This window comes from Paenibacillus sp. ClWae2A (assembly GCF_032452295.1).
Classification (GTDB): Bacteria; Bacillota; Bacilli; order Paenibacillales; family Paenibacillaceae; genus Paenibacillus.
This window is the reverse complement of record NZ_JAULSQ010000001.1, coordinates 1,329,063-1,344,654: the sequence shown is the minus strand read 5'-3', so window position 1 is coordinate 1,344,654 and position 15,592 is coordinate 1,329,063. Positions and strand designations below refer to the sequence as shown.

The window sequence follows — 15,592 nt, the reverse complement described above, 5'->3', positions numbered from 1 at the left end:
CGGGACTTTTTAGTGGAAAACTAAAAGGTTTTTTTGTTGCGTTTATTTGAAAAGAAGAAAGGAGCCATGAGAGAAAATGGCGAACAAACAAGCGTTGAATATTGTGAAAATGAAAAAATATAAGCAGGATGGCGTGCCGCTTACCATGATCACGGCTTACGATTATCCAACAGCGCTCCTAGCAGAGGAAGCAGGTATTGATCTGATCCTGGTTGGTGATTCACTCGGCAATGTAGTACTGGGTTATAACTCGACGCTTCCGGTGACCATTGACGACATGGTGTACCACACACGTTCCGTAGTGCGCGGAGCTGAGAAGACGTTTATTGTGGCTGATATGCCTTTTATGACCTATCATGGCAGCGTGGATGAGACACTTAAGGGTGTACGTCGACTGATGCAAGAGGGGCATGCCCATGCGGTTAAAATGGAAGGCGGAGTCGAGATTGCGGACACCGTCAGAGCCGTTGTGCAAGCAGGTGTGCCTGTTCTTGGACATATCGGGCTGACACCTCAATCGGTTAATCAGATTGGTGGTTACCGCATTCAGGGCAAGGATGCAGCGGATGCGAAACGTCTGATGGACGAAGCCAAGGCCTTGGAAGCTGCTGGTGCGTTCGGTATTGTGCTTGAACTGGTTACGGAAGAAGTTGCACGGGCGATCTCGGAGGAACTATCCATCCCTACCATCGGAATTGGAGCAGGACGAGGCTGTGATGGTCAGGTACTGGTATTCCATGATGTGGTTCAATACGCCTCTCCGTATACGCCCAAACGTTTTGTCAAAACCTATGGAGATGTGGGTACATTAATCAGAACAAGCATCGAAGCTTACGTGAAAGAAGTGAAAGATCGTTCGTTCCCGGCCGAAGAGCATGTATTCAATGCTGCGGATGGTGTTCTGGATCAACTGTACGGCGGACAACGCAAGGAAAAGGTGGGGAGTAACTCATGAAAGTATTACGGACAATCGCAGAGTTAAGACAGGAACTAAGCTTGAAGCGTCAAGCGATTCGGTCCAGTGCATCCGTTGTAGGTCTGGTACCGACAATGGGTTATCTTCATCAAGGTCATGCAAGCTTGATGCAGGCAGCCAGACAACAGAGCGATATCGTGGTATTAAGCATATTCGTTAATCCGATTCAATTTGGCCCTAATGAAGATTTTGACAGCTATCCGCGGGATGAAGCCAGAGATGTGGAAACAGCACGTTCACAAGGAGTGGATATCGTATTTATTCCCTCAGTTGAAGAGATGTATCCACAGGCAACACAAACGACGGTATCTGTCTCAAAACTGACGGAGCGCTTATGTGGCGCTTCCCGTCCGGGGCATTTTGACGGGGTAACGACCGTAGTCTCCAAACTGTTTAACATCGTACAGCCACAGCGCGCATTTTTTGGAATGAAAGACGCTCAGCAGGTTGCGGTCATTCAACAGATGGTGAATGATTTGAATATGCCTGTAGAAATTGTACCCTGTCCGATTGTTCGTGAAGAGGATGGTCTTGCCCTGAGTTCACGTAATGTCTATCTTAGCGCAGAACATCGCACACAGGCATTGGTTCTGTCGAAGGCACTGCGTGCAGCTCAGGAAGCTGCAGATACAGGTGTAGCTATCAACGCCGCAGATATCCGTCGTATTCTGCGCGAGCAGATCGCAACCTCACCGCTTGCCGTTATCGACTACGCCGAGATTCAGGCTTTCCCAAGTCTGGAGCCGCTCGCAGATCAGGAAGAAGTTCAAGGACGTGATGACCTGCTCATTGCACTTGCAGTGAAATTCGGAAAAACAAGATTGATTGACAATATAAGGTTGCAAAAATCGGAGGTACTGTCCCATGTTTAGAACACTGATGAAATCCAAAATTCACCGGGCTACGGTAACGGAAGCCAACTTGAACTATGTGGGTAGCATTACCATAGATGAAGACTTGATGGAAACATCCGACTTGATGGAAAACGAGAAAGTGCAAATCGTGAACAACAACAATGGTGCACGTCTGGAAACTTATGTGATTCCAGGACCACGCGGAAGCGGGGTCATATGTCTTAACGGCGCAGCTGCACGTCTGGTACAGCCTGGAGATAACGTCATTATCATTTCTTACGCCATGATGTCGCAAGAAGAGGCAAATACTCACAAACCAACCGTTGTATTTGTAGATGGCCAGAATAAACCTGTACAAACGATGAAACAGGAAGTCCACGCAACAATTATGTAATCGACTGGTAAGGAGAATGAAATCGGCCCTTGAAGCAAAAAATGAGTACAGGTCACTGCACTAATCCATTTTTTCAAGGGTGGGGATGCATCGATGTTCCAGCATGTTTTCGCAGAAATGAACGACATGTTAGATGAAATTATCAAGAGCTATCCTTCCGCTGAAGGCCTGAACAAACAAGAATTGCTGCAAAAGTGGAATTTACTCAAGCGGATGAGTGACGGAATGCTGGATGAATGGCTGATGTTTGAAGAAAAGATGAGCCAGGTGAGGGAGCGGGAGATGGATAAGCCTGCTTCCCTTGAACCGGAACAGGAAGCTGTTACCGCTCTGCCTGAACTCCATCTGGAATGTTTCAGTCGAGGTCAGGGCTATTTCAAATTGCAGATGTATCCGCAGGCGATCATGCAGTTCTCCCGGGTTGTGACCGACCATCCGGAGAGTGCATTGACTCGTTTTTACCTGGCGCTCGCGTATCTGAATCTGGAACAAATGGCGGAAGCCGGGACACATTTGCAGCAGATCATGTACCTTAAGGGTTCACCTCGCTTAAAAGGGCTTGTATGTAACGCCCTGGGCTGTATTCAAGCCAAGCTTGCGAATCCCGAAGCTGCATGTTCACTCTTTGCACAGGCCCTTCAGTATGACCCGACATTGACCGAACCACTGTACAACATGGAAGCTTGCAGGTTGAACAGGGGAAAATTGCAATATGCTAATCAGCTGACGACCCTTCATTAAGCGGGAATTCGGCGACAAAAAACGGTGTTCCCTCCTTTGGCATAGCGGCGGGGACACCGCTTTTTTGTCAGTTAATTTTCAAATCCCCTTTTTTTTGCTATGCTGTAACATAGACTGGAATGGAAGGGACCGTACATTGCAATGAAATTTGCCGTATTGGATTTCGAAACAACCGGCACGCAGTCCGACGGTGAGATTATACAGGCCGGACTTGCCATCATAGATCATGACTACAGCATAACTCAAATATATAGTTCTTATGTGAACCCTGGTGTACCGATTCCCCCGTTTATTTCGGGGTTGACGGGTATTACCGATGCAGATGTAGCGGACGCTCCTTCACTCGAAGAGATGATGATGGAGATGGTTCCGCTGCTTAATGATGTGGTGCTTGTTGGACACAACGTCGCTTTTGATTTTCACTTTTTGCAGAATGCTCTTGACCGTTGCGGTTATTTGCCGTTCACTGGCCGCATTCTGGACACGATTGATTTTCTGAAGATTACATTTCCATCACTGGGTTCTTATCAACTCGGTTATGTGTCTTCCGAATTTGGATTTCAACATGATCGCCCTCACCAGGCAGACAGTGATGCACTGGCGACAGCCTATGTGCTGCTCAAGTGTTTGGATGAGTTAAAGGAATTACCGCTCATAACGATTCAGCGGCTCAGTGACCTGTTCGCACCAGAAGACAGTGACTTGGGCTGGTTCTTGGATGGAATGCGCAGTGAGAAGGAAGCAGAGCCGATTCAGGATCTGGACGGACATACCTATTATCGTCAGCTTGCTCTTAATGTAAGTGATTGGACCGATATTGGTGCACCACGCGATGAGCGAGAGGGCAACCCCCTCGATGGCGTAAGCTTCGAACAATTTATGGATCAGGTTCGGGAGAACCTGAAGGATACGCTGGATCATTACGAAGAGCGGGAAGCGCAGACTCAGATGTTCAGCAGTGTAAGGCAAGCCCTGGATGAAGAGAAACATCTCTTGATCGAAGCTGGAACGGGTACAGGTAAATCTCTGGGTTATCTGTTGCCTGCTATTTACGAAAGTGTGAAGCAAGAACAGAAAGTCATGGTCAGCACGCATACGATCAATCTGCAGGAGCAATTGAGAGAGCGTGACATTCCAATGCTGACCCAAGTGGTTCCGTTTCCGTTTAAAGCTGCTGTCTTCAAAGGACGTGGACATTATCTGTGCCTGCGCAAATTCGAACACAAAATCAATAAACGTGAATTCGCCACACCTAAAGAGGATTATTTCACGGCCGCTCAGATGATTGTGTGGCTTACACAGACCGAAACTGGAGATGATGAGGAGCTTAACCTTAGCGGACGCGGAGGCGACTTCTGGGAGACGGTACAGAGCGAATCGGAGTCCTGTCTGGGAAGATCTTGTCCATGGTTCCGCAAATGTTTCTATCATCGCGCCAAACATGAGGCCGGGTTGTCTGATATCGTAATTACCAATCACTCCAAATTGTTTACGGATGTCAAAGCAGCGCATCAGCTGTTACCAGCCTATGAAAGTCTTGTGATCGATGAGGCCCATCATCTGGAGGATGTAGCTGGTAAACATCTTGGAATGCATATGAAATATTTCACGTTGGTTCATACGCTGACCCGTCTGTTTAAAGACAGTCGTAATGGACAACTGCCTATGCTTCGTTCGCAGTTATCGGGGCATGAAAATTCGGTGCAGTGGGGCTCCATGGTGGATCAGATGTTCCCGCTGGCTGTTGAGGTTAAGGAACTGTGGGATCGGATGAGCGATGCCCTGTTCGGTCTATTGCCTGAACGAAGTGATGCTTCACCGGGCGAGACGGGGCAATTTTCCCTGCGTCTAAAGGCATCTCAAAAACCTGCGAAATGGCAGGAGTTGCAGGATCTGGAGAACCAGATCTATGTGACTCTGGGCGATTTGGTTCGCAAAGGGGACAAATTGCTGCTTGAGGTGAAAGAGGATCAGGATGATTATCAATCGGATAGCTTGATCACGGACATTACAGGACTGCTGAAAGATCTGACCACATTGAAGGAGAATCTGCGTTTCTTCATGCGTATGGATGATGCCAAAACGGTGTACTGGATGGAAGCCAGCGGTCAGTTCCGCAGTAAATCTCTTCAGCTGTATGCTGTACCTGTAGATGTAAGTGCACAACTTAAGGATTTGTTTTTTGATAAAAAGAAAAGCGTTGTGCTTACCTCGGCTACGCTCTCTGTGGATAAGTCATTCCAGTTCATGATTGAGCAGCTTGGCTTGCAGGAAGCAGCCGATAATAATCGGCTGTTGACATCGATGTTGCCATCACCTTTCAACTATCGTGATCAGGCACTTCTGGTGATTCCGCGTGATTTCCCGAGTGTGAAGGGCAGTGTGGGTGATGCGCACTTTGTCAATATGCTGGTGCAATCCCTCGCAGAGACCGCAATTGCAACGCGTGGACGCATGATGGTTCTGTTTACTTCATACAAGATGTTGCGACAGGTCTATGACCCGCTGAAGGAGGCGCTGTCTGGTAACGACATCTCGTTGCTAGGGCAAGGCGTGGACAGTGGAAGCCGCTCCAAGTTGACTCGTAGGTTCCAGGATGCCAAAGCTACGGTACTTCTGGGCACAAGCAGCTTCTGGGAGGGTGTAGATATCCCTGGTGATGCACTGACCTGTCTTGCTATTGTGCGATTGCCTTTCCAGCCACCGAATCATCCGTTGGTGGAAGCCAAGAGTGAGTTGCTTCAGGAACAGAAGAAAAATCCGTTCATGAAACTTTCCGTGCCACAAGCGGTTATTCGTTTCAAGCAGGGATTTGGCCGATTGGTGCGTACAGCGAAGGACAGAGGTATTGTCATTGTTTATGATACACGGGTGATTGAAGCGTACTATGGTAAATTCTTTTTATATTCTTTACCTGGTCCCAAAATGGAGCACATGCTCACGGAGCAGATGGTTCCACGAATTACCGAGTGGTTAGAAAAACCTGCTAATGAACAAGAATAATCGTTGTTTTGTTCGTTATATCATTGCATGACACTATCGTTTGGCGTTAAACTTTATTAGATATTTCCGTATTCGATTAAAGCAGTTGCACGTAAGAACTTATAACCTAAATTACAAGGAGCATTCTGTATAAAATGTCACGTTTATCTTTGAGTTTTATACAGAATGCTCATCTTTTCATCTATTATTTTATCGTGGCCTTGGTAAGGGGGAGCAAGAATGAAATCGGATAAAATTTCGGAAGCGGTGGTACGACGGCTGCCTGTATACTTGCGTTATTTGAGCGAGTTGCATCAGCGTGAGGTGGCTACTGTTTCTTCTCAAGAGCTTGGACAGAGGCTGGATCTGAATCCGGCCCAAATTCGTAAAGACCTGGCTTACTTCGGTGATTTTGGTCGTAAAGGGATCGGGTATGATGTATCCTATTTGATCGAGAAAATTCGTCATATTCTCAAAATTGATCAGCAAATTAATGTAGCTCTGGTAGGCGCGGGTAACCTTGGACAGGCTTTGTCCAACTATAACGCATATCTGAAAGACAACATGAAGATTGTTGCTGTATTTGATGCATATGGACCGAAGATTGGTAGTCAAATCAACAGTTTGACGGTAAAACCAATGAATGAATTGACAGAAGCGGTTAAAACGGACAACATCCGCATTGGAATTATCACGGTTCCGGATACGGAAGCCCAGAATGTAGCCGATCAGCTTATTGAATCCGGAATCGAAGCAATCCTTAATTTTGCACCAACCATTCTAAAAACACCGCCGCATATCCGCATTCACCATGCTGACTTTACAACGGATCTGCTTAGTTTGGCCTATTACTTGGAGACTGGAAAGGACGACGAGGAAGATGACAACAAATAGATGGGTAATCCACAACGGCAAATTTGCCGTTAATGAAGGCGGCACAACATGGAATGTGGTTCAAGGATACATGGTTGTCGAAAATGACAAGATTGTGCATATTGGTGAGACATTGCCGGATGGAGACAAAAATTGTACCAAAGTGGATGGAAAAGGATTGTTCTTCCTGCCGGGTCTGATCAATACGCATGGTCATGCTGCGATGTCGTTGCTCAGAGGGCACGGAGACGATCTTGCATTGCAAGTATGGTTGCAGGAAAAAATGTGGCCGATGGAAGCGAAAATGACTTCAGAAGATGTATATTGGGGAACTTCGCTATCGGTGCTTGAAATGTTGAAAGGCGGAACTACAGCGTTCCTGGACATGTACGATCACATGGATCAAGTTGCCAAAGTTGTGAAGCAATCCGGAGCTAGAGCAGCACTGGCACGTGGTGTAATCGGGCTGTGCTCGGAAGAAGAGCAATTGCGGAAGCTGGAGGAGTCGGCAGCGTTTGCGCGTGAGTGGAATGGACAGGCAGATGGTCGCATTACAACCGTAATCTCGCCACACGCACCATATACATGCCCTCCTGACTACATAGAGAAGCTTGTGCAGGTCGCGAACGACCTAAACCTTCCCCTTCATACACATATGTCGGAAACGCTTCGTGAAGTCGAGCAGAACGTGGCTGATTATGGACTGCGCCCTGTGGCACATCTGGAGAAACTGGGCTTTTTCTCCCGTCCATCTCTGGTTGCACATGCGGTGCATCTGAATGACGAAGAGATTGAGATTCTGGCCCGTCATGATGTGGCTGTATCCCATAACCCGGGAAGTAACCTGAAACTGGCTTCCGGTGTTGCGCGGGTACCTGCGTTGCTGAAAGCAGGAGTTACCGTGTCACTCGGAACAGACGGACCGGCAAGCAACAACAACCTGGATATGTTCGAGGAAATGAGACTGGCTGCATTGATCCACAAAGGTGTATCTGGTGACCCGACGGCAGTGCCAGCAGGCGAAGCGTTACTACTCGGAACGTCATATGGCGCCAAATCCATCTTCTTGAACAATACCGGAGCACTCCAGGTCGGCATGAAGGCTGATTTTATCGCCTTGGACATTGAACAGGCACATTTCTATCCACATACAGACCTGATCTCGCATACCATCTACTCGGCTTCTGCCAAAGATGTAGAGCACGTATGGGTGGATGGGAAACAAGTGGTTAAACATGGTGAATGTCTGACACTTGATGAAGAGCGCATTTTGCGTGAGTCTCAATTGGCATTTGATGGTCTGCTTGCTCGATAATTGCAGGACAGCATCATAGGGAAAGGAAGTTCGGCTTTTGAAGAAAAAAAAGAAGTGGATATGGATTTCGCTGCTTGCACTTGTTCTGATTTTGTTTGGACTTCAGCGTTATTACGTCTATGTCACGCAGGACCAGCGCAAGGAAGAAGCGCTCGCCATACAGGCAGCACAGAAGCAACTGGGCATTACATCCTATGATGAATTGCGCAAGTACATCTGGGGAGACAAAGAAGGCTCTGACAACATCTACTGGACCCTGATCGGCAAAAACAAGGACAACCAGGATGTTATGGTCTGGGTCAAATTCGATGAAAACAATCAACCTGCTACGGGTGCAAACGCTGTACACAGTGAGCTGCTGCAGAATGGCTTGTCCGAAGCGCAGATACGCAATCGCTTTAGTTCCGAAGTTCCTGCCGGTGAGATTAAACGAATCATGCCCGGCGTTGTGAATGGAATATATGTGTGGCAAGTGTATTATAAAGACGGTACGCATAACCACTATCGGTTTTATCGTTTTAGCAATGGAGAACAGGTGGACCTGGTCTACACACTCCCGAACAGCTAGAACAAATAGAGGGACATAGCTAGAGAATTAAAGAAACGAAAGAACCGGCAGACGGATATCAGACTGAACCGGTTCTTTGTGTTGCCTGTAAACATATTTGATTTAAATAGTTAAAATTAATAATTTATTCATATTTTCGCCTTCGAAATTGTATATACGATGTGATATACTCAGATATGTACTCGAAGTTACATTCAAAACAAATAATCCTGTCGAAATTCTCGCAGGAGTCAATGTGCACATATTCGTATATACCAATAAGCCAGTAGGTTAGGCCAAAATCTGGGAGGGGTAATTCACTTGAAGCTAAAAGTATTGCCTATTGCTTTAACTGCCGTCATTTCAGCCGTTGTGTTGTTTGGAGGTTGGTTTGTGTATCGTCAGGTGGCTGTGCAGAATCCGATTGAAAAGATGGTTACCCAGTACGATGGAGTCAATGACGTTCAATTAACTATTAACCGCAATGACGTACAATTGAAACTGGATCTGCAACCTGATGTTGATTTGGGCAGACTGGTACAATATATTCACAAAGAAGGACAGACCTTGATTGGAACACGTTCACTAAAGTTGGATGTTGTGGATCATTCCAGTGAAGCACTGGAGAGTTGGTGGGGTGATGCAATGTTTACCGTAGCTCAGGCGATGGAGAACAAGCAGTACACCGAGATTACACCAACGTTGTCGAAGATGGCAACGAATGGAATAAAGGTAAATACAGCGATGGATGACAACAATGTATATGTCAGTCTCAGAGACGGAGATGCCAGCAAGTTTATTATTCTGCCGCGTGTGCCCGGTCAGATAGGAGTGTGGCCTAATGCCTAAGTGGACAAAAGAAGTTGCCATCGGATTTTTTCCCGTATTGATTATTTTCCTTGCTTTTACTGGTGTTAATATTGTTCCGATTCTAATTGCAGCGGTGTTTGTCGGAGCTTTGCTGTTCATGATGCAAATGCGTGGCGGGATTACAGTAGGCGCTGCACAGGAACGTAAACGGAAGAAAAAAGGACCTTCCAAGCTTACTTTTGAAGAAATTGGTGGTCAGGACAGTGCCAAGCAGGAATTGCGTGAAGCGCTTGACTTTCTCATCAAACATGAAGAAATTCGCAAGTTCGGGATTCGCCCGTTAAAAGGGATCTTGCTGACGGGCCCTCCAGGGACAGGCAAAACGTTGATGGCCAAGGCTGCTGCCCATTACACCGATTCTGTTTTTGTAGCAGCATCGGGTAGTGAGTTCGTGGAAATGTATGTTGGTGTGGGTGCCAGCAGAATTCGGGATTTGTTCAAGGACGCGAGAACCCGTGCCACCAAGGAAAATAAGGAAAACGCTATTATATTTATCGATGAAATCGATGTCATCGGGGGTAAACGTGAAGGTGGTCAACAGCGTGAATATGATCAGACCCTGAATCAGCTCCTGACGGAAATGGATGGAATCTATTCTTCCGATACGCCAAGAATACTGGTTATCGCTGCAACGAACCGCAAAGAAATGCTGGATAGCGCCTTGACGCGTCCGGGACGTTTTGACCGCCACATTCAAGTGGACTTGCCTGACAAGAAGGGCAGAAAGCATATTTTGGAACTGCATGCGGTGAATAAACCTCTGATGAAGGAAGTTAATCTGGAGAAGACAGCCGAAGAATCGTATGGTTTCTCCGGTGCACAGCTCGAAAGTGTGATGAACGAGGCAGCTATATACGCCATGCGGGACGGGCTGTTAAACATTGAACAGCGGCATTTGTCCTTGGCTATTGATAAAGTCATGATGGGTGAGAAGACAGACCGTGAGTCCAGTGTGGAAGAGAAGAAAAGGGTCGCCATTCATGAGTTGGGACATGCCATTATGGCTGAACTCGTGCGTCCAGGCAGTGTAAGCCAGGTGGCACTCAGTCCGCGTGGGCAAGCGCTGGGCTATGTGCGTCATAACCCGCAACAGGAACAGTTCCTCTATACGAAGCGCTTTCTGGAAGAGCAGATCATGATTGCACTCGGAGGAGCAGCTGCGGAGGAAATGTACTACGGTGGACGTTCCACAGGTTCACGCAATGACTTCGATCAGGCAACCAACGTTGTGCAGACGATGATGGCTTCCGGGTTGACTTCACTTGGGATTGTGAACATGGATATGGTAACAACCGAGGAACTGATGCGAGAGAATAAATTAATTCTTCAAGAACTGATGGAACAGACAAAGCGGTTGCTTGAAGAACAACGGACAATTTTCGACAATTCACTCGACATCTTGATTAGTGAGGAAGTATTGTCTGGTGAACAATTTCGTTGTCAATTTCGTGACAGTGCCCTTCTACCAGCATAATTTATTTATGCTGGTTATTTTTTTTTACATTTCACTCGTGCTAAGATATTATTATATGTTGGGTCGAAATTTGTAATTTTCGGCGAACAGGGTACAATAGAGAAATAGAGAACCGAAAGGATGGAGCAGAACCATGTTTTTCAAAAAAATAGGAGTTGTCGGCGGCGGTACGATGGGGCAAGGTATTTCCCAGATGCTCGCAGCCAAAGGACTTGATGTGCTTCTCGTGGAGCACACAACACAAAAGCTGGATCATGCATATGACATGATCGAAACCAATTTGGATAAACAACTGGAGAAATGGGCGATTACAAAAGCGGAGAAGAAATTGATTCTTTCCCGTATTACCAAGGTAGCTCATTTAGCTGAACTTGGAACTTGCGACATGGTCATTGAGACAATTTCAGAGGATCTGGATGCGAAAAAAGCAGTATTCAGCCAACTGGACCAAGTTTGCCCAAGCAATGTCATTTTGGCAAGTAATACATCCACGCTGAGTTTGACCGAGCTTGCAAGCTCGACCAAATACCCGGAGCGTGTTATTGGTATGCACTTTATTCACCCGGTATCCCGGGTTGATCTTGTAGAGATTATTCGTGGACTGAAAACTTCAGATACAACATTCGAAGAGACTAGACGTTTTGTTGAAGAAGTAGCGGACAAAAAAGGAGTCATGATCTATGAATCACCTGGATTCGTAACTTCCCGCTTGATCTGCCTGCTGATTAACGAAGCGTTGCATGTATTGCAAGAAGGTGTTGCATCTGCTGAAGATATCGATGATGCAATGCGTATCGGATACAACTTCCAACATGGACCACTCGAAATGGCTGACCGTTTCGGATTGGATTCTGTTGAAGCTGCACTCGAAAGAATGTTCCGTGAATTCGGAGAATTGAAATATCGTCCTTCTACGGTCCTGAAGAAAATGGTGCGTGCAGGACACCTGGGTGTCAAAACAGGCGAAGGATTCTTCAAGTACGACAAGGATGGTGACCGACTGTGAAAGTACTCGTAATTAATGCGGGGAGTTCCTCGCTCAAATATCAACTGTATAATATGACTGACGAATCTGTACTTGCTAAAGGTCTGGTAGAGCGGATCGGAATGGATTCCTCCATTCTGACACACAAACCGACAGGCCGTGAGGATGTTACAGAAGTTAGTGAAATTTTGGAACACACAACAGCGATCCGTAAAGTCATAGATATTCTGACTCACAAAGAAAATGGTGTACTGGATTCTGTAAGTGAAATTCAAGCTGTTGGACACCGTGTTGTTCACGGTGGTGAAGCATTTAAAGAATCTGCATTGGTAGATGATGCTGCCAAAGCTGAAATTCGTCGTTTGTTCGACTTGGCTCCACTTCATAACCCTGCTGCAATGATGGGTATTCGTGCAGCTGAATTAAATATGCCAGGTGTGCCTCAGGTAATGGTCTTTGATACAGCGTTCCATCAGACGATGCCGGAAAAAGCTTATCTGTATGCTATTCCGCGTGTGCTTTACAAAAAATATAAAGTTCGTCGTTACGGCGCACATGGTACTTCCCATGATTTCGTAAGCAAGGCTGCTGCTGAGTATCTGGATCGTCCATTGGAAGATCTGAAAATCATCACTTGTCACGTAGGTAACGGTGGTAGTGTAACAGCAGTTAAAGGTGGCGTATCCGTGGATACTTCGATGGGTATGACTCCACTTGAGGGACTGATGATGGGAACACGTAGTGGTGACCTTGATCCAGCTATCGTACCTTATGTAATGAACAAGGAAGAACTGAGCGTGAGCGAAGTGAACTCCATGCTGAACAAACACAGTGGATTGCTTGCGATCTCGGGAATCAGCAGTGACATGCGTGAGATTACGGAAGGTATGGAGAATGGCGATGCCAACTCCACGCTTGCTTTTGAAATGTACGAATACCGTCTGCGTAAATACATCGGATCATATGCAGCTGCAATGAACGGTGTAGACGTGATCGTCTTTACGGCTGGTGTAGGTGAGAACTCCGTTGTTCTTCGCCAAAAAGTATGTGAGCAGCTCACTTATCTGGGTGTTGAACTGGATGAAGCGCTGAATGCCATTCGTTCTGGCGAACCACGCCGGATCACAACAGCGAATTCCAAAGTGGAAGTTCTCGTTGTGCCAACAAACGAAGAATTGGTAATTGCACGCGATACACATCGAATCGTATTGAATTCCCAGTAATCTAACTGTAAAGTAAATATAGAATGACAAGGAAGTGCAGAGGACAGGCATAAGCCTGCCCGCTGCATTTTCAAATTCAGGAACCAAGGGGAGATATGGGCATGAATACGAATTGTGTAATTCGTAATGTGAACGAGCATGTGGGCGAAACCGTAACAATCGGTGCCTGGATTAACAACAAACGTTCCAGCGGTAAAATTCAGTTTTTGCAGCTGCGTGATGGAACCGGATATATCCAAGGGGTTGTTGTAAAAAGTGAAGTTAGTGAAGAGATCTGGAACAATGCCAAGAGCCTGACACAAGAAAGCTCTTTGTATGTTACAGGTATTATTCGTGAAGAACCTCGCAGTGCGTCTGGTTACGAGATGACTGTTACAGGGGTTGAGATCATTCACCTGACTGAAAACTATCCAATTACGCCTAAAGAGCACGGTGTTGATTTCTTGATGGACCATCGTCATCTGTGGCTTCGTTCTACGAAGCAACGTGCTGTTATGGTGATTCGTGCAGAGATTATTCGCGCTGTTCAGCAGTTCTTTGATGGTAACGGATTCACACAAGTTGATCCTCCGATTTTGACACCATCGTCTGCGGAAGGAACAACTAACCTGTTCCACATCAAATACTTTGATGAAGATGCTTATCTGACACAAAGTGGTCAATTGTATATGGAAGCCGCAGCGATGGCGCTGGGCAAAGTATACTCCTTTGGTCCAACATTCCGAGCTGAGAAGTCCAAAACACGTCGCCACTTGATTGAGTTCTGGATGATTGAGCCGGAAATGGCATTTGTAGATCACGAGGAAAGTCTGCGTGTACAAGAGAAATTTATCGCTCATGTCGTTCAATCCGTGGTGAAAAACTGCCGTGCAGAACTGGAATCTATCGGTCGTGACGTATCCAAACTCGAAGGCATCGTAGCGCCATTCCCACGAATTACGTATGATGAAGCGATTGAATTCCTGCATGGACAAGGCTTTGATATTCCTTGGGGAGAAGACTTTGGTGCACCGCACGAAACAGCAATTGCTGAGAAGTACAATACACCCGTCTTTATCACGCATTACCCTGCTGGAATCAAGGCATTTTATATGAAACCAGATCCGAATCGTCCTGAAGTTGTCCTCTGTGCTGATATGATTGCACCAGAAGGCTACGGAGAGATTATTGGCGGTTCGCAGCGTATCGATGATCCGGAATTGATGCAACAACGTTTTGAGGAGCACAATCTCTCGGATGAAGCTTATCAATGGTATCTGGATTTGCGTAAATACGGATCGGTTCCTCACTCCGGTTTCGGTCTGGGATTGGAGCGGACGGTAGCATGGATCTGTGGATTGGATCATGTACGTGAAACAATCGCTTTCCCACGTATGCTCTATCGTCTGTACCCTTAATGCTTAACCGAGGAGCATCTATGGAAGACACCACATCCAAAGCTTGGTTGGATGGAGCAGCTTATGGCATGACATCAGGTACAGCCCATCTGCCGTATGCCTTGTTACGTTATTATCACCAGCTTGGCCTATCAGATGCAGAAGTGCTTCTTCTGATTCAACTGCTAGGGTTCCGTCAGGCAGAGTTCAATGAGTTTCCCACGCTTGAAGAGCTTGCGGCGCGCATGGGACTTGCACCTGAAGGCATTGCCAGAATGTTGCAACGACTGATGAGGGATGGGTATATTGCTATTGACGAGCACCGTGACGAAGAACGGGACATCCAGTACGAGAGATATGATTTACATGGATTATATGCCAAGCTTGCAGCTTGCACTGCTGAAGAAGTAGCCGCATTCCGTGCGGAGCAGCTGAGCAGTAATACAGCACGTCAAGATTCGAACAGTGTTCAAAAAGAAGAGGAAGAACGGAACATGTTCTCCATTTTTGAAAAAGAATTCGGACGTCCGCTCTCTCCAATGGAGTGTGAGACGATATCCAGCTGGTTGGATCAGGACCGTTATCAAGAGGAATTGATTCTAATGGCTCTGAAGGAAGCGGTTTTTGCAGGCAAAGTACATTTCCGGTATATCGATCGAATACTGCTTGAGTGGAGTCGTAATCGTGTAAAGACCGTTCAAGACGCAAAGGCGTACACGCAGCGGTTTCGTAATGGTGGACGTTAATTCAAGTGTAGACATGGACAAAAAACAGGCCAGAAGTCATTCTGTGCCTGTTTTTTTTGGATTATAGATTGGATGAGTGATCAGCGACATCAACCTTTCGGGCAATGAATTCACTTTGTTTTACAAAAATTTGATGGATTACGCAGGGGTTAACGCACAAGCTGTCGTCTATTGTATTGGAGAGGAGGGGAGAGTTATTGATGAAGCGCGCGTAATAGAACAAATCCGTCAAGGAG

At 46.5% G+C, this 15,592-nt stretch carries 14 protein-coding genes; all 14 read left to right on the top strand.

The window, feature by feature from the left end:
- Window positions 1-76 precede the first annotated feature (76 nt).
- The 14 genes from panB (at window position 77) to QVE09_RS05480 (ending at window position 15,356) form a co-directional block, all read left to right on the top strand.
- A complete protein-coding gene (panB, locus tag QVE09_RS05545) occupies window positions 77-955 on the top strand; it encodes a 3-methyl-2-oxobutanoate hydroxymethyltransferase (RefSeq protein WP_036672039.1) in 879 nt (292 codons plus the stop codon).
- Complete coding sequence (panC, locus tag QVE09_RS05540; protein ID WP_315936019.1) at window positions 952-1,848, top strand: pantoate--beta-alanine ligase; 897 nt, start codon at window positions 952-954, stop codon at window positions 1,846-1,848. The genes panB and panC overlap by 4 nt, the downstream gene beginning before the upstream one ends.
- Entirely contained in the window at window positions 1,841-2,224 is a 384-nt protein-coding gene (gene panD / locus QVE09_RS05535) for an aspartate 1-decarboxylase (RefSeq protein WP_017687742.1), read from the top strand. Before panC ends, panD begins: the two co-directional genes overlap by 8 nt.
- A 93-nt stretch (window positions 2,225-2,317) precedes the next feature.
- On the top strand, window positions 2,318-2,965 hold the full coding sequence (locus QVE09_RS05530; RefSeq protein ID WP_036607621.1) for a tetratricopeptide repeat protein: 648 nt from the start codon (window positions 2,318-2,320) through the stop codon (window positions 2,963-2,965).
- Window positions 2,966-3,106: 141 nt separating this feature from the next.
- On the top strand, window positions 3,107-5,968 hold the full coding sequence (dinG, locus tag QVE09_RS05525) for an ATP-dependent DNA helicase DinG (protein ID WP_315936018.1): 2,862 nt from the start codon (window positions 3,107-3,109) through the stop codon (window positions 5,966-5,968).
- A gap of 219 nt (window positions 5,969-6,187) precedes the next feature.
- Complete coding sequence (locus QVE09_RS05520) at window positions 6,188-6,841, top strand: redox-sensing transcriptional repressor Rex (protein ID WP_062835163.1); 654 nt, start codon at window positions 6,188-6,190, stop codon at window positions 6,839-6,841.
- A complete protein-coding gene (locus QVE09_RS05515) occupies window positions 6,828-8,135 on the top strand; it encodes an amidohydrolase (protein ID WP_315936017.1) in 1,308 nt (435 codons plus the stop codon). Before QVE09_RS05520 ends, QVE09_RS05515 begins: the two co-directional genes overlap by 14 nt.
- 37 nt (window positions 8,136-8,172) lie before the next feature.
- Window positions 8,173-8,703, top strand: coding sequence for a cell wall elongation regulator TseB-like domain-containing protein (locus QVE09_RS05510; RefSeq protein ID WP_315936016.1), 531 nt, complete (start codon window positions 8,173-8,175; stop codon window positions 8,701-8,703).
- A gap of 300 nt (window positions 8,704-9,003) precedes the next feature.
- Window positions 9,004-9,531: a hypothetical protein gene (locus QVE09_RS05505; RefSeq protein ID WP_017687748.1), complete on the top strand. Its 528-nt coding sequence runs from the start codon at window positions 9,004-9,006 to the stop codon at window positions 9,529-9,531.
- Window positions 9,524-11,026, top strand: a complete 1,503-nt coding sequence (locus tag QVE09_RS05500) for an AAA family ATPase (protein ID WP_315936015.1) — start codon at window positions 9,524-9,526, stop codon at window positions 11,024-11,026. Before QVE09_RS05505 ends, QVE09_RS05500 begins: the two co-directional genes overlap by 8 nt.
- 133 nt (window positions 11,027-11,159) lie before the next feature.
- Window positions 11,160-12,032: a 3-hydroxyacyl-CoA dehydrogenase family protein gene (locus tag QVE09_RS05495; RefSeq protein ID WP_062835158.1), complete on the top strand. Its 873-nt coding sequence runs from the start codon at window positions 11,160-11,162 to the stop codon at window positions 12,030-12,032.
- The gene (locus QVE09_RS05490) at window positions 12,029-13,234 is read left to right on the top strand and encodes an acetate/propionate family kinase (RefSeq protein ID WP_315936014.1); all 1,206 of its coding nucleotides are present in this window, start codon (window positions 12,029-12,031) and stop codon (window positions 13,232-13,234) included. Before QVE09_RS05495 ends, QVE09_RS05490 begins: the two co-directional genes overlap by 4 nt.
- A 101-nt stretch (window positions 13,235-13,335) precedes the next feature.
- The gene (asnS, locus tag QVE09_RS05485) at window positions 13,336-14,631 is read left to right on the top strand and encodes an asparagine--tRNA ligase (protein ID WP_017687752.1); all 1,296 of its coding nucleotides are present in this window, start codon (window positions 13,336-13,338) and stop codon (window positions 14,629-14,631) included.
- 20 nt (window positions 14,632-14,651) lie between these two features.
- Window positions 14,652-15,356, top strand: coding sequence for a DnaD domain protein (locus QVE09_RS05480; protein WP_315936013.1), 705 nt, complete (start codon window positions 14,652-14,654; stop codon window positions 15,354-15,356).
- The last annotated feature ends 236 nt before the right edge of the window (window positions 15,357-15,592 follow it).